This is a genomic window from Akkermansia sp. JRP_AM1, assembly GCF_049262625.1.
Lineage (GTDB): Bacteria > Verrucomicrobiota > Verrucomicrobiia > Verrucomicrobiales > Akkermansiaceae > Akkermansia > Akkermansia massiliensis.
Map to the genome: position 1 here is coordinate 2,724,720 of NZ_CP118234.1, position 20,376 is coordinate 2,745,095.

General features: G+C 53.7%; 22 protein-coding genes. 5 read left to right on the forward strand and 17 right to left on the reverse strand.

What is annotated here, in order from left to right; translation table 11 throughout:
• Positions 1–44: 44 nt before the first annotated feature.
• The 15 genes from PVA48_RS13140 to PVA48_RS13210 form a co-directional block, all read right to left on the reverse strand.
• The gene (locus PVA48_RS13140) at positions 45–542 is read right to left on the reverse strand and encodes a terminase small subunit (protein ID WP_423231766.1); all 498 of its coding nucleotides are present in this window, start codon (positions 540–542) and stop codon (positions 45–47) included.
• A gap of 69 nt (positions 543–611) precedes the next feature.
• A complete protein-coding gene (locus PVA48_RS13145; protein ID WP_423232534.1) occupies positions 612–899 on the reverse strand; it encodes a MarR family transcriptional regulator in 288 nt (95 codons plus the stop codon).
• A 4-nt stretch (positions 900–903) separates the two neighbouring features.
• Complete coding sequence (locus PVA48_RS13150; protein ID WP_423231869.1) at positions 904–2,217, reverse strand: replicative DNA helicase; 1,314 nt, start codon at positions 2,215–2,217, stop codon at positions 904–906.
• 30 nt (positions 2,218–2,247) lie between these two features.
• Positions 2,248–3,096 (reverse strand): hypothetical protein, encoded by an 849-nt coding sequence (locus PVA48_RS13155; protein WP_423231870.1) that lies wholly within the window; start codon positions 3,094–3,096, stop codon positions 2,248–2,250.
• Between the two features lie 51 nt (positions 3,097–3,147).
• The gene (locus PVA48_RS13160) at positions 3,148–3,441 is read right to left on the reverse strand and encodes a hypothetical protein (RefSeq protein WP_423231871.1); all 294 of its coding nucleotides are present in this window, start codon (positions 3,439–3,441) and stop codon (positions 3,148–3,150) included.
• Positions 3,442–3,444: 3 nt separating this feature from the next.
• The gene (locus tag PVA48_RS13165; protein ID WP_278614390.1) at positions 3,445–3,684 is read right to left on the reverse strand and encodes a hypothetical protein; all 240 of its coding nucleotides are present in this window, start codon (positions 3,682–3,684) and stop codon (positions 3,445–3,447) included.
• 170 nt (positions 3,685–3,854) lie between these two features.
• A complete protein-coding gene (locus PVA48_RS13170) occupies positions 3,855–4,334 on the reverse strand; it encodes a hypothetical protein (protein ID WP_423231872.1) in 480 nt (159 codons plus the stop codon).
• 569 nt (positions 4,335–4,903) lie between these two features.
• The gene (locus tag PVA48_RS13175; protein ID WP_278614391.1) at positions 4,904–5,260 is read right to left on the reverse strand and encodes a hypothetical protein; all 357 of its coding nucleotides are present in this window, start codon (positions 5,258–5,260) and stop codon (positions 4,904–4,906) included.
• Positions 5,260–5,949 (reverse strand): hypothetical protein, encoded by a 690-nt coding sequence (locus tag PVA48_RS13180; protein ID WP_278614392.1) that lies wholly within the window; start codon positions 5,947–5,949, stop codon positions 5,260–5,262. The genes PVA48_RS13175 and PVA48_RS13180 overlap by 1 nt, the downstream gene beginning before the upstream one ends.
• A gap of 106 nt (positions 5,950–6,055) precedes the next feature.
• Positions 6,056–6,217, reverse strand: coding sequence for a hypothetical protein (locus tag PVA48_RS13185; protein ID WP_423231873.1), 162 nt, complete (start codon positions 6,215–6,217; stop codon positions 6,056–6,058).
• Positions 6,218–6,353: 136 nt separating this feature from the next.
• Positions 6,354–6,731 (reverse strand): hypothetical protein, encoded by a 378-nt coding sequence (locus PVA48_RS13190; RefSeq protein WP_423231874.1) that lies wholly within the window; start codon positions 6,729–6,731, stop codon positions 6,354–6,356.
• A 239-nt stretch (positions 6,732–6,970) separates the two neighbouring features.
• The gene (locus PVA48_RS13195; RefSeq protein WP_278614395.1) at positions 6,971–7,189 is read right to left on the reverse strand and encodes a hypothetical protein; all 219 of its coding nucleotides are present in this window, start codon (positions 7,187–7,189) and stop codon (positions 6,971–6,973) included.
• A 67-nt stretch (positions 7,190–7,256) separates the two neighbouring features.
• Complete coding sequence (locus PVA48_RS13200; protein ID WP_423231875.1) at positions 7,257–7,439, reverse strand: hypothetical protein; 183 nt, start codon at positions 7,437–7,439, stop codon at positions 7,257–7,259.
• Positions 7,436–7,651, reverse strand: a complete 216-nt coding sequence (locus PVA48_RS13205; RefSeq protein WP_423231876.1) for a hypothetical protein — start codon at positions 7,649–7,651, stop codon at positions 7,436–7,438. Before PVA48_RS13205 ends, PVA48_RS13200 begins: the two co-directional genes overlap by 4 nt.
• Positions 7,652–7,683: 32 nt before the next feature.
• The gene (locus tag PVA48_RS13210) at positions 7,684–7,869 is read right to left on the reverse strand and encodes a hypothetical protein (RefSeq protein WP_278614399.1); all 186 of its coding nucleotides are present in this window, start codon (positions 7,867–7,869) and stop codon (positions 7,684–7,686) included.
• A 144-nt stretch (positions 7,870–8,013) separates the two neighbouring features.
• On the opposite strand from PVA48_RS13210, the gene PVA48_RS13215 reads away from it, so the two are divergent.
• From PVA48_RS13215 to PVA48_RS13235, 5 genes are all read left to right on the forward strand, one after another.
• Entirely contained in the window at positions 8,014–8,490 is a 477-nt protein-coding gene (locus PVA48_RS13215; protein ID WP_418388624.1) for a hypothetical protein, read from the forward strand.
• A 164-nt stretch (positions 8,491–8,654) separates the two neighbouring features.
• Positions 8,655–9,011 carry a hypothetical protein gene (locus PVA48_RS13220; RefSeq protein WP_278614402.1) on the forward strand — a complete coding sequence of 119 codons (357 nt, stop codon included), beginning with the start codon at positions 8,655–8,657 and terminating at the stop codon, positions 9,009–9,011.
• A 160-nt stretch (positions 9,012–9,171) separates the two neighbouring features.
• Entirely contained in the window at positions 9,172–9,765 is a 594-nt protein-coding gene (locus tag PVA48_RS13225; RefSeq protein ID WP_423231877.1) for a S24 family peptidase, read from the forward strand.
• Between the two features lie 8 nt (positions 9,766–9,773).
• Positions 9,774–9,959, forward strand: coding sequence for a hypothetical protein (locus tag PVA48_RS13230; protein ID WP_423231878.1), 186 nt, complete (start codon positions 9,774–9,776; stop codon positions 9,957–9,959).
• A gap of 447 nt (positions 9,960–10,406) precedes the next feature.
• On the forward strand, positions 10,407–11,012 hold the full coding sequence (locus PVA48_RS13235; protein WP_278614405.1) for a hypothetical protein: 606 nt from the start codon (positions 10,407–10,409) through the stop codon (positions 11,010–11,012).
• A gap of 68 nt (positions 11,013–11,080) precedes the next feature.
• On the opposite strand, the gene PVA48_RS13240 is transcribed toward PVA48_RS13235, so the two are convergent.
• Positions 11,081–14,221, reverse strand: a complete 3,141-nt coding sequence (locus PVA48_RS13240; RefSeq protein WP_423231879.1) for a hypothetical protein — start codon at positions 14,219–14,221, stop codon at positions 11,081–11,083.
• Positions 14,222–14,292: 71 nt separating this feature from the next.
• The gene (locus PVA48_RS13245) at positions 14,293–20,358 is read right to left on the reverse strand and encodes a hypothetical protein (protein WP_423231880.1); all 6,066 of its coding nucleotides are present in this window, start codon (positions 20,356–20,358) and stop codon (positions 14,293–14,295) included.
• Positions 20,359–20,376 lie beyond the last annotated feature (18 nt).

Genomic DNA, 20,376 nt, shown 5'->3' on the forward strand with positions numbered 1-20,376 from the left:
CTTCATGAGGCAAACCCGGAAAAATCTCAAGTTGCCGAGTGTCACTACTTTTTGCCGGACTTTACGGGAGGATCAAATGGCAGGGACGCCAAAAGAATCATAAAGTTCTCTCCTGCATCTACTTTCATCTTCTCTGGTGCATAGGCTCCATCCATCTTGTTGAGCTCGGCAATGGCTGCAATTTTCGATGGCATCTTGAATTTCATGCCATTTTCATCAATGGAAGACTCTTGGCAAAGCTCTGACGTGTTGTCAATATCACCGATGGGAGTTGTCACAACGCGGGAAAGCCATTCCATGCGTTCCTGCTTGGTCAGCACGGCGGATTTATTCAACTGGGCGTTCAATTCGTCAATCATTCGCACAATTTCAGCATCTTTGGACAAACGGGAAGCCGCCTTACTTGCCGCTTCATTGCTCATGTCCTTGCGTTTGTATGCCTTACGGTATGCGTCCGCCTTGGACAATTTTGTCTCTACCAAGAGCCTTGCAAACTCCTTCTTCTTCTCCGTCGTCCTGGATTTGTTACCCTCTCTCTTCATACCAATATTTTACCCTCCTGTTTTTCGGTGTGTCGAGTTGCCGAGTGTCAACGTTTCTTGCCAGTAGCATCAACCTGCTGGCTTTGAATCCTCAACTCCATCGAGGAAATCACGCCCCTGCTTGCTCAAATAATGCACACAGGGACGTGATCCCGTCTTCACCACGTCGCCAGTCTTTGCAAGGTAATCCAGCCGATGGGATACATTGCTGGGGTCCAGATGGCACCTGTCAGCAATCTCCCGTGACGTTCTTCCCGGGTGATCGCGGACCTCCATCAGGACAAGCAGCTGCGACGGCCGCACTCTCTGACGGACAATGTTTCGCAGCAGGTCTTTTCTGACTGACGACGCGTTCATCACATTAAACCTCCTTGTAGGTAGTGGCGGCAGCGTCCCATTTCAGGTCAATGTAGCCTGTTTCCCCGAAGCGGTTCTTGCCGACAATCAGCTTCGCTTCTTCAGGGTTTGCGTCTCTGTCATTGGTGAACGGCCTGTAAAGCAGCATGATCTGGTCGGCGTCTTGTTCGATGGAGCCGGAGTCACGTAGGTCAGACACACGGGGAACCCCCGCTTCCTTCCCGGCGCGCTTTTCTGCTTCCCGGTTGAGCTGGGCCAGCACGATCACCGGAATATTCAGTTCCTTCGCCAGGGCTTTAAGGCCGGCGGAAATCTCCGATACCTCGCGTTCACGGGAAGCGCCGCGGCTGGATGGATTGGCAAGCTGCAGGTAGTCCACGCCGATGCACCGCACACCATGATCTGCCACCATGCGCCGGGCGGTCGCCTGTATCTGGTCAATCCTCAAGGCTCCCCAATCATCCACATAGAAAGGCAGGCTCTTCACCTTGCGGACGGAAGAAGTAAAAGCTCCCTGCTGGTAGGAGGAAAGCCTTTTTCCCTGTCGCAGGGCTGCGGCGTTGATGCCGGACTGCCCGAACATGATGCGTTCCAGAATCTGGACCCTGGACATCTCCAGGGAAAACATGCCTACCGGAATCTCCGAATTGGCGATATTGAGCAGGATATTGGTCATGAATGAAGTCTTCCCCACCGCTGGCCGGGCTCCAATGACAATCATGGAGGTATCTTGCAGGCCGTCCAGAATCCTATCCATCCTCTGAAACCCTGTGGGAATCCCCTTCACCTGTCCCGGATTTTTGATGCGGTATTCCATGTTCTCAATCACCTTCTGGACACTGTCGCCAATGCGAGAAACGGCGGAAACCCCGCACATCTCGCGCATGGAAGACACGGACTTCTCGACTTCTGCCAGGACTTCGTCCTCGGTGATCGTGAAATCATTGACCTTTTCCAGTCCGGCAAGGAACAGGGCTTCCATGTCCCTCCGCTTCCTGGAGGCAACCAGAATCTTCACGGAAGCCTCGAACTGGAAATGGTAGGCAAAGTTCGTCGAAAGTTCGACAAGTCCCACGTGCCCCCCTACGACTTCGAGGACTCCGGCATCTTCCAGATGTTTAATCAGGCCGGTGATGTTGCACATCTCCGGAGTTTTGGACAGGGTTTCGAGCGCAGTCCATATCTTCTGATGAACAGGAAAGGCGAAATGGGACCTTCCGATGCCTTGTTCGATGAGGGAAGCCACCTTGTCGGCGCCGTCAATGCAGTTCCCGAGAACAGTCTTCTCGGCGTTGAGTTGTGTTTCTGTGATGTTCATGATGCTTGTTTGTTATTGGTTTTGCTGTTGTTAGTATCTGCTTCCAAGATTGGAGCTATCCGGGAATGGGTCCCTTTCCCCTCCGTTCCCTGGGGCTGGCGGATGGTTGAGGGCGTAGCTGGTGGCGAAGCTGATGGCGTCAGATTGCCATTTGGTCACGGGGATGCCATTGCGAGTCCAGTTCACGGCATCCCGGCTTCCCCAGTAGGCCGTGGCGCAGTCCGGAATCTGGTCGGGAGTCAGACGCACACGCCCCGCAAAGGCCGCGGACCGCAAATGGGCTTCGACTTCTTCCACGGTGCACGGATGGGGGCTAAGGGGGTGTGCTTCGTCTTCGTCTTTTACTTCGTCTTCGTCTTCGTCTTCGTCTTCGTCTAAGTGTACATTTGCTGGCAGATGTTTATCATCTGTTGGCAAATGATTATCATCTGCTATACATTTGCTATACATTTGCCCTAACTCACTGACAGAGTCATTTTCTTTATTTTTGCCTATCGCGTGATTATCATCTGTTATACATGTGCTGTGCATGTGATTATCATTTGTCGGCATGTGATTATCATCTGCTATCATTTGCTTATCACGAATTACATACCCGGGAGGCAGAGGGAAAAGAGGCCGTTTTGCTCTGACCTGCTGACGGAACTTCTGTACCCAGCCATAGCGCCTTCCCTCCACCTCGTAGAGAATCACAAGGCCAAGGTCTGACGCATGCTGTAGAAAGGATTCAACCTCCTCCACGGTGAATTCATCTTCCTTTTCTCCCGTAATATCCCGGCGAAGGCTCTTGCTGCGGGCCTCAAACAAACCGTAGTCGTCCGCCTCGAACAACAAGCCTTCATAAAGCCAAATTTCCTTGAAAGAAAGTTGTCCGATCACGTCCGAAGAACGGAGCCCTTTTCGTATTACTCTTGATGATGCCATGGAGTTTTACCTTTCCTGAATCATTTTGTTGAACTGTAAAACCCTTAGGCGAAGCTTCTTTTTGGCGGCGTATACCCTCACAAGTCCTGCTTTCACACAAGCGGCGAGTAGCCTTTCTATGTCTTGCGTGCTGATACAGCCTTTTCTCCGAGGCATGATATTTATCAACATCACAGGGGAGGCGTAATATCGGCCGTAGTCGTCCGCCGCCTGCAAAAGACGGTGGAAGAATACTTCTTCCTGACAATCTAGTCTGTTGACTTTGTCAGACGTTAGAAACTCTTCAGTAATGACTCTCATGGTTTATGGTTCAATCAAATGCAATTCTTCACACCTCTTGCGGACGTAATCCAGCACCGTGCCGGCGTCCTGGTGTTTGATGTGGAGCAGGAGATCCGGCTTGCCGAACTCTTCTACCCAAAACTCTATTTCCGGGCCTGTGAGGTCAAAATACACGCCGTAGCGGCCTGTACGCCCCAGTTCCCCCTTGATGCGGCAAAGCTCCTGAATATAGCGGTGTTCTTCCTGTTCAGGTGTTTCCATAGGAAGGCAAGCTACCTCATTTTCTGCTTCGCCTTGTCTCAGCTTCCAGAAGTCCCGGAAGCCTTCGCAGACCTGTGCAAAAGGATTCCGGAGACACTCGCTACAGGGCGTTGCGTAGGGATGGGTTCCCTCATGAGCGCAGTTTTCGCAAATTCGTTCATGATCTGGTATCATGCAGTCCTCCTTTCACACTGGATGCGTTCAAGGTCGCTACGCTTGTAAAAACACCGGAGGCGGCACCCCATTGGGGTCCTCATGCGGCATTTGAACTCCTGCACCCTGCCTGTTTTGGCAAGCCTGTAAATGTAACTTCGGACGGTTCCGAGCAGGCGGCAGGCATCTTCTATACCAATGAATCCAGAGGGAATCCGCTTGGCTTCCGGAGCGTAGTCATCCAGAAAACGCCCCACATCCTCATGATGCCAGTAAAGACCATCTTTCCGGACATGGACGTACCGGGCGTACCTGTTGTGCAAGGCGAGCCGAACAGAAGCCGGAGAACATCCCAGTTGTTTACTCAAATCACGGGTGGCTATCCAGCCTTCCGGTGGAGCATCGGCCTTGCCAATGTGCTGCGGTGGGAACTGGATGAGCGGGTGTTCAATGAGGTTGTGCCCGTGAACGTCCTTGAAAGTGCGGAGTCTGGTCATCGGTTCCTCCTTTCCGTCCAATCTTCCCACGGCCATTTATCAACATTATGTTCAGCGGTCCAAAAGGGTTTCCCGTCACTCCCTTCCACCAGCAAAACGCCAGCCGGCTTTGGCTGTACTGCAATCAATTTTACAGGTTCGGGGTGTCCATCCACGTAAAGTTCATCGCCATAACGCAACCTAGCAGCAACTGGGAAAAGGGAAACAAGCCTATCCATATCTTCAAGGCACGCTTTCTTAGTCTTCCAAAAATGAGAACTCTGAAAGAAGCAGTTGTAACAACCAGCAACCCAGTCGGTTGTTATTCCCTGGACATCGTACCCTCGTATGGCTTTCAAAGGTGTACCACACAGCGGACATTTAGGCGTCACGTTCGGCCTCCTCCCTATTGAGAACATCACACAGGATGCGGGCATGGTTGAACGCACTTTCCTTCGTGAGATTGCCTATATAGAATCTTGCAACAGGCCTACCGCTAACCAGATGAACTACTTGATAGCCGCTAGTGGTATCATCCGGTGCGAACCGCGAATACCTCATAACCCTGACTTCATAGCTTTCAACAGAGTTCATTTATTCTCTCCTTCCTTTTTGGGAGTGTACATATCGGTCATTCCGCGTGAGCATTCACAACAATCCGCACGCGTGCCATTTTCAAAGATGCAGCCTTCGCATTGACCTTCTTTGGAATCTTGCCGGGTTTCCCCGGCAAGCTCCTCGGTGTAGACGTTTTTAATCGCCTCGTCCAAATAGCCGCTTAAGTCCAAGCGTAGTTGCCTATCTTCAAAAAAATCAGAGAAAATTCCTTTGAGTGCAGCGCGAGCCAGGAACTCTTCTTCGATTCTCGCCGACCCATCTCCCACCGCAAATTTGGCGGTATCATACATAGATTGAGAGACGGGTATTTTCAGGGTAACAACCTTCATTACTTGGACCCTCCTTTCATGGAGGCGAGGGTTGCGGCAAGCGCTGGCCTGAAAGTTGATTCTTCGGCAACGCAGAAGGACTTCTCGGCAGATTCCAACGCACGCCCCAGTAATTCTGTTGCCATGAGATAGCGCGTCTGGTCTATGTGAACCTTTCCTTCATCCCACCGGAAGCCCCCGCTGTTGATGGCGGTGAACGCAGCAAGAACACCCATATCCTCTTCATCTATTTCAGCCAGAGCAGAGAAAGTCTTTCTCCGTTTGTCCAGAACCTTGAGAGGGATTTCTTCTTCAAACACATCCGCCGCAGTTTCCAGGAGGAAGGCGCCCTCCTGGAAGGCTTCCTTCACGCTGTTGACAATCTGCTTCTGGTCGTCGTCGCAGTAATACAGGGCGTGGAACATGTCCAGCAGGGCCTCCGCGGCGTTCCTGAGCATGCAGGCATTCTCCGCAAAGAAGATCAAATCCTCTTCATCGTACCGCTTCTTCCGTGGGGCAGTTGGCTTCTTGGCTGTCTTGGCAGCCTTTGCCGGTTGACAGGGCTTCCTCTCTGTCGTACTTACTGGCTTGTGAGCAATGATAGGATTAGCCGTCTTGCCATTATTCACGACATCGGCCCCTTTCCCGTTGCCGCGGGAGAGGGGTTCTGCGTTTGCCAGTAGGGCTGTAGTCGTATTCGTAGCGATCATAATCGTATTCTTTCTATTCTTGTTTATTATCAATTAACTATTACTATTTTATCTCGTTTATCAGGTTCAATCGACGCGCCCCTTGAATGGAGGCACGAAGGAATAATCAGTCTTCGTCTGCCAAGGTGAAGCTTTCGTCATCCAATTCAAAGACGCCCAGCCAGGGAGCTTTGATAAAGGCGACATAGAAATTTCTCTCGTCCTTGCGACGAACAACAATAAACTCGTCTTCCGGAGAGAAACGATAAGTTCTGCCACGGTTAGGCATGGTGATGATAAGTTGGGAGTTTAACATCACCCTGTCGCCCGTATCGAAGGGCTTTGCTTGTATAGTGTTTATCATATCGTGATAAATATTGATGGTTAGTTATCGGATTTTGATTACTTGCTTTCGGTTAAATCCTTTACTGTTCGTCGTCAGAAACAACCCTCCACTTAAAAAGGAAGTCATCTTCGTCAAAAATGGCATGCACCCACATTTGTCTTTCCTTATCAAAGGCCATTGCTCTTTCTTTATCGAACTGATGTAGAAGACCGTCATTCCTCTCTACTTTTTTCCCTTCCATCATCAGGCGTACAGCCTCATGAAACGGCAAGTCATAAACAGGCTTCTTCTCTCCCGTTCCCTCTGGTTCAGCAACCAACTTGTGCAAGCATCCACACGGCACATCCAGTGTATTCCCGTTGTCCGTCCTGATACTCACACCGTTAAGCTCTCTAAGCTGGCAGATGGTCCCATAAATGGCAACAGGCATGCCAAGCCTCATATCTTTACTCTTCATTATATTGATTATTTATTGATTATTAATTTTTTCCTCAAACCGTGAGGGCGGGACGGTTTTGCGAAGCCGTCAAAAGGGTTCGGGCAGTCAGGCGTAAATCCGGAATGCGGGGACTTGCCGGCCTGGAGATCGGCGTTGTCCATCTCTAGCCAGCCAGAACAAGCCGACGGCGAAGAGTCCACAGGCACCGCCAGCAATCAGGCGGCATGTGCCAACGGCCAAGGCTCGGAGTAACGCCTTCATCTACTCATTCCCCTTTCTCCGTATTCACGGAATAGCGCCACTCGGAACTGCTTGCCATGTACCTTCAGCTTCCCCTGCTTGCCCCAGTACAGGACATCAATGACATGCCCCTTGCTGCGCAACGCATGCACCGTTTCCTTGATAACATCCCGGTCGGAATCGTACATCAGGGCCAAGGTCTTGCAGTCGTAAAACTCTGATTCAGGGTAGGTCATAGGATTTCAGGGTTAGGGTTCGAAGTATCCCAAGAGGCGCAGCACATCGGCCAGTTCCGGGACAATTTCAATCTCTGTGTCCATCGGGGTTGTCGCAGGTGGCATGATCACGTTCATACTGCACAAGGGCGTTTTCGAGGGCTGCGGCTGCGGTTTCATGCTCGTTCATGAGTCGTTCAGCTTCTCCGTGACTCACAGCCACATCGTTCACGCGGATGCAGCGGTCTTCGGTGTCGTATTCGATGATCATGCCAGTTCATGATTTTGGGCGATAAGGAATGTTACTCCTTCATAGCCAACTACTTTGAAGTTCGTTCCATGGAGATGGACCGGAGCGATGGCGGATTGCCTTTTAATCACGCCGTCATTTACAACGTAGCGTTCTCCTTTATCATCCAGCTCCTCAGCTTCCTCCACGGTGAGCAGCTTCGCGTTCTTCGGCAGTTCAGTATTCGTATTCATGGTTCTCTCTTGGTGGAGCGTTGCGCTTTCGTTCATGCCGCGGGCTTCTTGGGCTGGTCTTTGGTGGACAGGATGACTCTAATGAAGGAGAAGTCATTTTTTGCGGCTTCCTCTACGAGTTGTTGAATAGCAAGTGTAGGGGAAATGTTCTTTTGAGCAGCAAGAACTAGAAGGCCGGTCCTTGCTTTCTCGCTTAGTTCGAAAATGTCGGTTTCCATGGCGGGCGATTTTGTCATTGTCGTGGTTGGTTGATGATTTAAACGTAATAAAAATATGGCATCTTGACAAGAGAAATGTAATAATATCCTGAACTTTGTTCAAAACTCCTTGACAATGTGTAATAAAAATATTACACATTAGCCATGCAACGGAGCACAGATGAGGTCAAAACATGGCTAAAGGATCGAAAAATCAAATATTCTTGGCTGGCGGAACAATGTCGTGTGTCTGAAGGTTCCGTAAGAAATTGGTTTGCAAAAAAACGTATTCCTCCTGCCAAAATGGCAATCATTGAATTGCTCATGAAGGGAGAAAATGCGCGGAATCAACCACTTCAGGATTTGAAAAACATTCCTGATTTGGGAAAGCTCTTTGTCAACTTTACACCAGAACTTCAAGAGAAGATTGCTCAAGAAGCTCTCCAGCAAGGTATGACTCCGAATGCTTTTATCTCGAAGCTTGTTGAATGGTATGTCACTACGGACGAAGGTAAGGAGAAAGCTATGAAAGCTTTGTCTTCCAAGCAGGGAGTGTTGGAGACTGTATATCTGAACGATACCAGGGAATTGCCTTCTCGAATCGCTGAAGATACGGATGAATACGGAAAGCCTGCGAAGTAGGGCCGATGGATAGATTGGGTAAATCATTTTTATAATTTGGATTTTTATTGGATTGCGAAAACATTTTTTCTCTCATCTCTAGCAAAAGTCAATAAATATTTCTTGTGTACGAAAATACCCAAGAAAAACCTTGCTAAGATTTCGTGTATGCGAAAAATGCACGCATGGATGACCTCAAGGCCAAGATCAGAGTATTTTTGCGGGAAACGCGTATGACCCGGGAGGAACTGGCGGAGCGGTGCGCCGTCAAAAAGGGTATGATAGACAAGTGGCTGTCTACGGTCCCCATTCCTGCTGACAAACAACGGCTGCTGGATACTCTCATCGACAGCCATTACGCCAAAGTATACCGCGAAACAGATGTCCACATCAGGGTTTCCAACGAACGCTACAGGCTTATCCAGATTGAGGCGGAAAGGCGCGGGTTGACCACGGAGGAATGGCTTGATGCTACGCTGCATCTGCATACCGCCATGCCATACCGAGGACAGCAGGATGCTTCGGAGAAATCTGTTCCGTGATGGATTTGTTCGCATGGGGTCAATTTGCGCTTTTCGCATAGAGTGGTCAAGATGATTATGCGGAAGCGTCTAGTTATTGTCTGAATTACGTGTTGACAATTTGTAATAATCGCATAATATCAAGGCCATGAGGGTAACTAAAAATGAGATTAAAAACTGGATGAAGGAAAACAACCTTGAACGCGCATGGCTTGCAAAGGAGTGTGGCGTTAGTAAGGCAACGGTGGATACATGGCTGTCGTCAGATTGGGGGGTTCCCTCTAAGGCTCAATTGACTATTCAGACTCTTATTTTCAAAATCACCGGAAAGAAGGAGTACGGGCCTGAATTCCACCGTGAAGCTGAAATGGAGACAAAGTTCCGGCTACCCGTGGAAATAGACATGGCTACCCTGCACAAGGCCGAACAGGAAGCGTTCCGCCGTGGCATGAAACTCTCCGAGTATTGTTCTCTATCTGTAAAGTGGTGTGCCAACCAGCCCCAAATCAACCTTGGAGAGAAAGAGGAAAGCAGTCATCAGGGCTATTTCCGTACAGTAAATCCCGTGCCTGCTCAAGAGGCGGAGGTCATCGGTAATATTGCAGCAGGCAATTTGGAAGAAGGAGATACGATACCTTTTATGATCCGTACAGACAGGCCGCTCGGAAAAGGAGAATACGTGTTGCGGGTCAACGGGAAGTCCATGGAGCCTAAAATCATGGACGGTTCTCTTATCGTGGTGAAGAAATATACCGTTCCCCCATTCCCAAAGTAGGAACAATTGTGGAGTACAATGACGAACGAGGCGTCACTCTCAAAAAACTGGGACGCCGTAAAAATCCGGAAACCGGCAAGCTGGAATATGTTCTCAAGCCGATCAATCCGGAGTACAAAGACATTGTACCAATGGATGGAGGACGTATATCGGGCATCTATGTAACAACTTTGACGAGTTGGATCAGAATATAACTGACTTTGCACCTTATTCGGTACATAACTGGCCGACATTTTAACGGAATAGTTATTTTAAGGCTTGCATATTCCGGAAGAGAAGTCATTATTTACTCACTCTACGTTAGGATACTTCGCCCCTTGGCCTTCGGGCCAGGGGGCTTTTTTATTGTCTTTCTCCATGAAAAGACATAGCTTTCTGGTATGACTATGGGAAAACTGTTTCTCTCTGCTATCTCTGTTGTCTGCCTCTCCGTGGCTTCCATTGGAGCTTGCCCGGTGGAAAGCACTCAGACCTCTGTAAAAGTAGAAGCCGCGCAAAAGAAATACTGGATCAGCTCAACCGGGAAGACGCATAACTCTTCCTGTCGGTACTATAACAACTGTAAAGGGTATTGGAGTGATACAGGAAGCGGTGATAACTGCAAGATTTGTGGAGGAACCAGCAAATAATATTGAAACACTATGAAGATTCTATATGTGATATTTGTGGTGTGGGTATTTATTTCGGGAGTCTCATTTGCTCGAACCGAATGTTCTGTAAAGAGTGATAAAATATTAAATATACATTGTTTGAATGAATGTGATTTTAAAATACACTTGTATGTCTCAAGTGATGAATGGTGTAACTTGGTGGTTTTTATACATCCAAAAGATAAAAGTAAAAAAAATATCTACCCTAGATTTGTTGTACAATATTTTTCAAACAAAGATGCAATTAATATAGCAAAAAGTTTAGAAAAATGTACAAAATGGGCCGACATAGTGGAAGATAGTGAATTAGAAACAAATAAATTTGTTGCCTCTTACTATGCTCCATTAGAAAAAAATCCAAGAAAGTATTCGTTTGATATTTATTTTATATCCATGTTGAATGAATCTATGATAGATGTGCTTGGAAAAACAAGTTCTCATGTTCAGTTGTTTTTTAATGATCCAGGGACAGGCAAATTTTCAATTAGAATGTCAATTGAAGATGCAAAAGAGCTTGCGTCTATGTTTAGGGTAGTTCCAAATTTGGAGAAACAAGCAAAAGAAAAAGTTGTTAAAGCAGAGACTATTCTTAAGTAGTCGCACTTTTCTTTTAGATATTTTGATCCCACCCTCTCCAGCCTTCCAGAGAGGGTGTCTTTTTACCCTCACTCCGCCAAGCTAAACCCCGGCTTGGACAAATTCGCCACCCCTGCTACGGACAGCAGCCACGACGCCACGGAATCAACCGCCTTGCTGCGGCTCCCGGCGCCAGCCCCGGCCACGTAGGCCGCCGCCTTGGCGTCCAGCAAAATCAGTTCCGCCCAATCGGCAAATGTCATTTCCTTCTCTCCCGTGACGGCCTTCCACGTATTCTTGGCTGCCCGGTGAATCGCGGAATAATCAATCACTCCGGACGCGGTGCCCACGTAAATGCGCTGGCCCGTCGCCTGCTTGTAGCCAAACTCCACTGCCGCGCCCAGCATCGGCACCCCGCCGATCATGGCAACAGGAGCCCCCAGCATGGCGCCGAACCATCCGCCGTTCTTCTCCCACTCGTCCTCGTCATCCAGCAGGGCATGCCACAGGGCAATCACCGACTGTTCAGCCACGGACATCACGCTGTACAGGGCAAGAGCCCGCCCCCAATTCCCGGCGCTCACATGGGACACGATCATTCCGACCTTATTCAGCACCTCGGAGCTCATGAAACAGGCCATCTTCGCAAACAGGCTAGTGGAAGTCCCCAGCATGCTCTTCTGGCTCTGCGTCAGCGGCTGGGCCACCAGCTCCAGCGCCCTGGTCACGCTCTGCATGCACAGGGCGTGCATCTCATCCTCCGTCATCGGGGCGCCGGTCCTTCTGCCGGCCTCCTCCAGTTCGGCCCACTTCGCATTATACAGGGCAGTCATGGATACGGCATTGCTCCACACGTCCATCTTCTCAATAGCCCTCATGCCGGCCATGGAAAACCGAATCGCCCCGTTGTAATGCTGATCGGAAGCATACCCCATCAACTGGCTCACCATCTGCGCCTGCGCGTCATTGGTTCTCGCCCGGAAAGAATCCGTCTTCATCATCTCAAACACCCCCATGCGTCCGCTCATGGACATCGTCTGCCCCAGGTGCAGCAGAAAACTCCCCATGCCCACCTCCCCGGCAAACATCCCGTGCATCAGGCCGCTGGTCTGCTTGAGCATCGTCAGCACGTTCCAGGACAACAGGGCCACTGCCTTGGCGCTCTGGAAGCGGCTCGTCGCCTGGGCCCCGGCCAGCAGGGCGCCCCCCTCCATCACTCCGGCCCCGTCAATCACGTCCAGCCAGTGCCGCAGCGAATCGATCCCGTGGCGCCCCATATGCTCCTTCAGGGACGCTGCCGCCTCCTTGTCCGCCAGGATGCCCCGCCAGCGGGAAGTAATATCTGCCGTGCAAATATAATTCTCCACCTCGGCGCTCGCCGCCTGGAACACGGCTTCGCAATCCATATTCCACGCCAGGTGCAGATTGTGCTTCCGCCGGGGAATCAGCATCCCATACTTCGCTCCGCCGGCCACGGCATTCGTCTGCTCCCCGAAGGACGCCTTCGTATCAAGCTTGTGGTCCGCCCGGAACACGGCCCGGAAATAATTCTCCACCGCGGGGAAGGGAACCCCCTCCCGCTCCTCGTACACGCGGGCCAGCAGTTTTCCCTGCCGGTTCATCATCTCCCGCAATCCGTAGCCGAACGCCAGCCCTTCGGCGCCCACAAACTGGCGCAGGCGGGCCACCTCCGCTTCTCCAATGCCTTCATTCCGCATCGTCTCCACGTACTCGGCCTGCTCGTAAAGCAAAATGGCATACATCGCCTGGGCGCGGGAAACCTTCAACGTCTCTCCCTTCTTGCCCTGGCGCACCACATCCGCCTTCGCCGTAATATTCTTCCGCCTCCTGGCCCGTCCGTCTCCGGCCTTCACCAGTTCATCCAACTCGGCAAGCTGCCGGCGCATCTCCGGAATAAGAGCTTCCGGTACGGACGCCTTGTCATCGGAAAGCCCCCGGTCATTGTACTCCTTCTTGATCGCCTTGCGCCGCTCCTCCCTCTCCTCAAAAGACAGGCTTACCCACTCGCGGGCCTCGGCAATCTTCACCGTGCGTTCCACCTTCACCAGCGGATTCAGCGCCACGCCGGAATCCCCGGTCTTCTTGAAATCGGACAGAGCTTTTGCCACATCCCTGGTGCGCTGCACGCCAAAACACCGCTTAACCAGAGCTGTCACCTCCCGGTCCCGCGCATGCTTCATATTCCTCAACGCCACATTCGCCTCGGCAATCGCAGTAACCTCGCCATGAGCCAGATCGCGCAGGGCGGGAATCCTCTTCCATCCATTCAACATCTGGGAATAGGACTGCAAGCCGTACTTGAGATACTTGGCCACCTTCGTTTTCGTGGACGCCTTCGCATCCTCCTCCGCGTTGCGTCCTCCCTGGGGCGTGGCCTGTCCAAGCCCCTCCACAATCTTCTCGGCCTTGAACTTAGTCCGGCGCCTCTCCTCGTCCAGCCTGGCAGACCAGGCCGTCCGTCCTGTCGTGATAAACAGGGCAAGGGCACGCACACAGGCGCGCGTCTGCTCCAGCCCCATACCGGACAAATGTCCGAACGTATGCCAATCCTTCAGCTCCAGCTCGGCGGCATCCCGCTCCTCGTCGGTGGACTGGTTGCTGGAAAGCACGCCCTCCAGTTCCAGCATCCGCTTCTCTTTCGCCTCCAGGTCCGTATTCATCATAGAAACCATCCCGTGCAAATGCCTGTAATCCTCCGCACTCAACTTTCCCTTATTGAACTTCCCGCTCGCCTTCTTCGTCGGCTGCACAGCCTTGATGCGGGCAACCATCTCCGCCCGCAGCTGGTCGATGGCATATCGGTCCGCCTGTTCCAGCGTGCGGGCCAGCAGCTTGTCGATCACGGCATCCATGCGCTCGCTGGTATCGTCCATCAGCGTCTCCTTCTTCAGCTCTTCGGAAAGCCATGCCTGGCCGTCCTCCAGACGGGTGGCGAGATTCTCGGCGGCTCTCATGTAGGGATAAAGACCGAACCTGTATCCCTGCGGCAGCGTCTTGTAAATAGACGCCACCACAGCCATGACGCGCCCGAACGCCTCTGCTCCGTCCCCCTGCTTCAAATCGTTGGCCGCGCAAACCCGGCGCCATGTTTCCAGTGCCTTTGCCGTCTGGTTGCGCAGGACATTCAGACGGTTCTTTTGTGCTTCCTGTTCCAGCGTCACCCAGATACTTTCTCTTGTAGCAAGGGAAAAACTCGCCGTCGGGTCCATGTTCTGTGGTTCCCTCCCTGCTTTTCGGACAAGATCATCTACTTCCACTTTGGAAAGTATGCGCCTCACCTTCATGGCTCCTGTAATAATCCACGGGTCGGTCTGCGGATTCGGGTTGGTGCGGTATCGGTAGAAACCGTCCTTCGGAATACGGGGAGCCCCGCCAAAGAGTGTTGGAACTTCCCAGACGGATTGATACCATGGCTCATGGCCTCCTGCTGGTAATCGTGATCCGCTGCATACTCCACTTCCGCCCAAACAAAATCAGCGGGGAACAAATCTCTCTCCCCCGTCTGTGGGTTCCGGCGGTTAAATTGCAGCGCATAGGGAATCTCCCCAAGATGCCAGCCCGGCCTATAGGCAAGAGTGCCGCTTCCTCCCTGTGTGCCTTTTCCCCCAGCCTTCACACGGGGTCGTCCCGTCTTGCTTACACCGGCGCGCACTCCCTCGTCGGCGTCCAACCAGACACCGACAGGCGTATCCTTTCCATCTGGATTGGCGACCATTGGAGGATAGAGTTTCCCATCCTTACCCCGATAAAAAACCTTATACCCAATTCCTGTATTCTTAGGCGGTTCTTCGGTTCGAATGGAAAACGTAATATCCGGGTTTTCTCCGTCAAACGTACCTCGGTTATCCGTGGCAGACTTGATTTGTGTAGAATCGAAAGCGATTAAAATGACACTACCCGGCACACTGCCTCTGATGCCGTCATTTTCCGCATCCAACATCAAATCGTTAGGAGCGGGATTCCTGATATTAAGGAAACATTCGAGGATATTTCTTCCATAACTCTGTGCCGTATAGTAATCCGCGGCAAAATAAAACCCGTCTCCGTAAAGATTCTTTCCCTTGTTTTTCTTGGCGCCGCCTGAACGCATCATGCTTTTCTCAAACACCGTAAAGCCTTGATGCCGCGTCCCGTGATACACCACCCTCGGTTCCCCGTTCTCGTCCACCACCTTGGAAGCATGCTCCGGGTCATGCTCCCAATCCCCAAACCAACGCTTAAACGCCTCCGTGCGCACGGAAAGCCACTGATCCTCCGTCAGGTTCGTATCCTCCCCGTTGGGAGCCTTCAGGAACGTACCCGCAGCCACAGCTTCCTGCCTGATTGCCTCTTCTTCCGGAGATAGGGAAAACGTTGCCGGAACAATGGCGCCGTCGTCAAACCGGCATTCCACTTCATTCACGTTGACAACACGCGCCCCTTGTGGTAAGGAAAAACCATCTCCCCCGCCAGCGGATTGGGACGGCAGAGCGGCCTTGCTTGCCGATCCTGGACCTAGGCGCGCGGTGCCGCTATTCGCGTTTGCAGGTTGTCGCTCTGCAAGGGGGAGCTTCTTTCCCATCGGCTTCTTGCCCTGCCGCACCGGATAAGCTGAAACAATGGAATAAAACCCGTCTTGACGGTCCAGTTGCAGCAGCATCCATGAAGAAGGCTGCCTTCCCTTGACCAGCAGCTCACGCCCGGGCGCCACCTCGTAAAGCTCGCTCACATTCGCCAGAATGGAACTGATATAGCGTTCCGGGGAACGGTCCTTCCAGAAGGAAAACCCGCGGGAAGCCAGAATATGCGTCAGGCCGTAGCCGCGATGCTCCCCGACATCGGAACCCACCAGCAGCCGCACCGGCATGGAGGGCTGCCCCTTGCGGCGAGGAATCACAAACCAATCAGGGCTTCCGTCTTCCCGGGTGACGAACGTCTCCGGCTCCAGGACAGTTCCGGAGCTATCCATGGCGACCACGGAAAAAGTCGCCCCGGAAACGGGCACATGCTCGAACGGATTCACCTCGCTCGTACCGTCCCAGGCAAGGGCGCGGTCATGAAGGCGCAGCGCCGGGTCATGGGACTGCCACGCCCCCTTGGCCGCTTCCAAATCATGGATGGCCGCATTCAGATCGGCGTCCGTCTCCAGGCGGATGCCCATCTTGCCCGCCAAATCCTTGCGCCGGCTGATGCCCCTGGACTTCTTCAGGAGGGACAGGCGTTCGGCAATCAGGGCAATCCCCCTGGCCGTAAAGCGGGCCACCTTTTCACAATCTTCCTGCCAGGACGTATCATTGCCGAATAAATCAAATGCCTCACCTTCCCGGGATTTCTCCGCAGCCACCCGGTCGGCCTCCTTCACATAGGCTGCCACGTAATCCCACGGCTTCCCCTTCTCGCGCAGCTGCAGGGCAAGCATCTGCCCCGCCTCCGTTCCAGACAGCCGGCAGATACGGTGCGCCTCATGATCCGTAATCACCCCGTTCTTCAGGCGGGTAAACACCTCATCCCCAGCCAGGGTGGCAATATCCCAGCCCATCACATTGGCGGACCCGGGGCGCAAATACCCCTGGGCCTCCATCTCGTCCCGGCCCATATTGGAATTCCTGACAAAAAAGGCCACCTCCAGCGCGGACGCCTGGCCGTCCAGCATATTCTGCCCGACGTCGTGCATCTTCGCCCAGGTGGCGTCATGCGCCTCGTCTTCCTGATACACGTAGGCCGGAATAAACTCCACCCCGTCGCGCACGGCCAGATTGAACCGGTGCCGTCCGGTAATCACATGCAGGGCTCCATCCCTGCGCCGCCACACGGAAACGGGCTGGGCATCTTCCCGGAACCTTCCCTGGAGCTCGCGCCCCTTCACGGCCCCGCGTTCATTATGATCCCCCTGCTTGAACTGCTCCACGTCCGGAGCCAGGGCCAAGGCATCCACTCGCACCTGGGCAAACACACAGTCCGGAGCCACCCGCACAAACGCATGGTCCCGGAACTCCGCGCCGGTCTCCTCGTCGTGTTCGGCCTCTTCTCCCACCCCTTCCAGGGCGCCGCCGGCATCCTCCACCAGCGGAGCGGGGAAAGCCGGATTTCCGGCAACGGGGGGCGCTCCTTCCTCATCCTCCGCAGTCTCTTCCACATCCTCCGCGGCGTCCATCTGCGCCATCGTCTCTTCCAGCGCCTCCAGTTCCCCCAGTGTCAGTGTGGCATCCCCCGGAACCCTCCCGGAAACAAGGTCCGCGTGAACCATCTCCACATCCATCTTCTGGGCGGCATCCATCCGCGCCTGGCGGAAAACGTTCTCCGTACTCACGCCCACGGCTTGCAGCGCCTCTGCCAAGCCGCCGTGCTCCTTCATGAATTGCCTTCCCTCTTCCGTGGCGGCAAACTCGTTCCATTGCTCGCCCATGCGCATGATGCGGGCGGAATCCTCCAGATTCTTCAGGGCGAACTCCGCGGTATCCTTCACCCACTGGGGCACGGGCAGATTCTCAATATCCGCCAGGGAGGAAGACAGGGACAAATTGGAAAAGCTCTCCACCACGTCCCCGGCATCATGCGCCGGCCCTTCATACGTTCCCAGACTCACGCCATACCGGCCCAGCACGGCATCCGCCGCCTGCAAATGCTCCCACAAATCCTGCCAATCCTTCCCGGTCAGATTCATGTAATGGACCAGGGCGGATTCCTGCACATCCTCCATCACGTTGGCCGTCCGGGCGTGGCCCCCCGCGTAAAGCAGCAGAGAACTTCCCGGGTCGGCTGCCATCGTGAACCGGTGGGCGGCGCTGGCCGCCGCCGTGCCGCTCCTGATCTCTTCGGCCCGCCTCCTCGTGATCTCTCCAGACCGCACCGCCTGATCAAGACGCCTCTCGAAAGACGCCGCCAAATCGGCAATGGAACCAAGCTGCACCTTCTCCATCACCTCGGCATCCGTCCTCCTTCGGGCTTCCTGGACGGACACGCCCTCTTCCCGGACAATCGCGTCAATCCGCGCCTGGGCGCGGGCGGCCACATCCATGAACCCGGGAACGGTCATCCCGCCGGTTTCGGCGGCTGCCTTCCGGTACTCCGCCGGCGCCTCCTCGGACAGCATGTCCAGCGTTTCAATGAAATCCATCTTCCCGGCTTCCGAAACGGCGGCATTCCCAAGCATGGCATCCTGCATCAAGCGAACCCCATTCAGATAGGCTCCTTGCAGCACTACTTGAACCAGGGCGCCCGTCTGCTCCTCGCTCATCTCCACGGTCCTGTCTTCCTCCATCTGCACGCCGTTTACTTCGGCGCCTTCCCGCAGGCTCACTTCGTACCTGTCTGTTCCTTCCAATTTGCGGATGCTGCCGATATTGGCCTTCTCCAGCACCCTATCCAGGGCGCCGGACATCTGGTACAGCCGGGCTTCCTGCCGTTCCGCCAGCTCGGCGCCGGCCCTCCGCGCCCGTTCGGCGGCTCCTTCGGGGTCCTTTAAAACATCAGACTCGAAATAACGCTGGGCCAGGGCGGCCTTGTGCTCCATGGTTGAAAAGGACGCCATTTCCTCGGCGTGCTTCTTCGTATAACCGGCCAGCTGGGCCCGCTGGGCATCCATCACGAACGCCGCCACCTCCTGTTTCAGCCTGGGGGCGTGGCCGGCGGCCATGGCCGCCACGAACAAGGCGCACCCGCCGGACTGCTCCACATCCCCCATCGCCTGCAACACGGGCCCCACCACCTCGAAATCCTTCGGCTTCACCTCCGCGCCCACCAGGCCGGAAAGCTTGCGGGCCGTCCACTCGAACACCTCCCCGGCCAGAGGTTCCGCGCCCATCTCTTCCACGTAGGCAAACGCCGGGGCGGAAAGCATCTTGCCGGTTCTTGTCCCTGCAAAAAACGTGCGTCCCGGCACCTTCGCGGCCAGCCTCGCCAGAGCGCCGGTTCCTGTTTTGGTCAGCAGCTTGTTGATGGCCCCCATGCGCCCGAACACGGAAAACACCCCGAACCCTTTTTCCTCCACCGTGTTTCGCAGGCCGTTGATCGTCACGTCCACCAGGGAATCCCCGTTGCGGGCGGCAGCGTTGCCTGCGTGCCCCATATCCCCGGCCAGGGCCAGGGCCCAGCCTCCGGGAGCCATGTAGGAAAGGCTTTGTCCGGTAATATTTCCGGCTCCGTTAATCGCCTTGACGTACCAGGACGCATCGGGACTCGTGCCGCGCATCCGCTGGCCGAACTCGTGCATGACATCCTGCATCGTGTTCAGTGCCCCGCGCCTTTGCTCGTAACGGTCGTAGAGCTGCCTTTGTCCGTCAAACGTCCCCTTCATGCCCAGCGCGGACGCCACCGTCCCAGAATACAGGTTTTCCACGCCCTCCATCCCCGGCACATCACGCACGGCCTGAATCGTCTTGATGCCCAGGCTTTCGGCGCCGCGCACCGTGTCGGCAAAACTCCCGTACAAATTGCGCCAGAAAGCTGTGCTATCCGTCTGGCTCTCCTGAACCTTCCGGTCAACCGCGGTCATCAGCAGCCTCAACGCCTGCTGGTCCAGCACCTCGTTCCCGTTGACATTCACCGTGAGCAGATCGGCCATGTCCAGCGCGTCGGAACGCCAGACATCCTCAAATCCTCGTCTCTCGGCAAAAGCATACGCCCGGCGCGCCCTCATGATAGAATCGGCGGCCTCCTGCGGCCTCTCGGCATACTTCAGCAAATCAGCAGGGCACGCATCCCAGTTGCCTTCCTTCCCCGCAACGCAATCCACCATCCGGCGGGAAATCTCTTCCTGTTCCTGCCGTATCAACCTCAGATTTTCATTATAGGCATCCAGGTCCTTCTGATGCCTCCCCTGAAAATCCTTCCATATTTGGTCTGCTGTGACAACACCTGTCCCCCACAAATTGTTGGCGTTCTTGTAAATTTGATGCCCTATATCTCTATCGCCGTCACCGATAGTCTCCATTAGACGATTCCCAAGCATATAGGCTCGGTCATGTTCATTTGCCAAATCCAGGCGGTTCAGAGTGTCTTGGCCCCAGAGCTCTGTGGCTTTCTTTCTACCCTCTTCATCCATGGCCCCGGCCCGCAGTACATCCATCAGCCGTGCTTGCTTCTCCCTCCTGCGTTTCTCTTCACGCTCCGCCATGCCGTACATCATCGTAGCCCCCTGTTCGTACAGGGCTTCCAGCTCCGTTAACTGTGGGCGGAATTCCGTTTCGGGCGCATCTACTGGAGCTGGAAATATGGAAGGAGTAGTTTCCATCACGTCGCTTCCACTCAAAAGGTTGTTGTCTGGTTCCTGATGAAGAGCGGTCGCGGTTTCAATGGCTGCCTCCGGAGTTTCAAGCATCTGCACAGTGGCGTCAGTATTAGTTTCCGCAAAAGACGAATAGTCCATAAAATATTAAATGTTAGT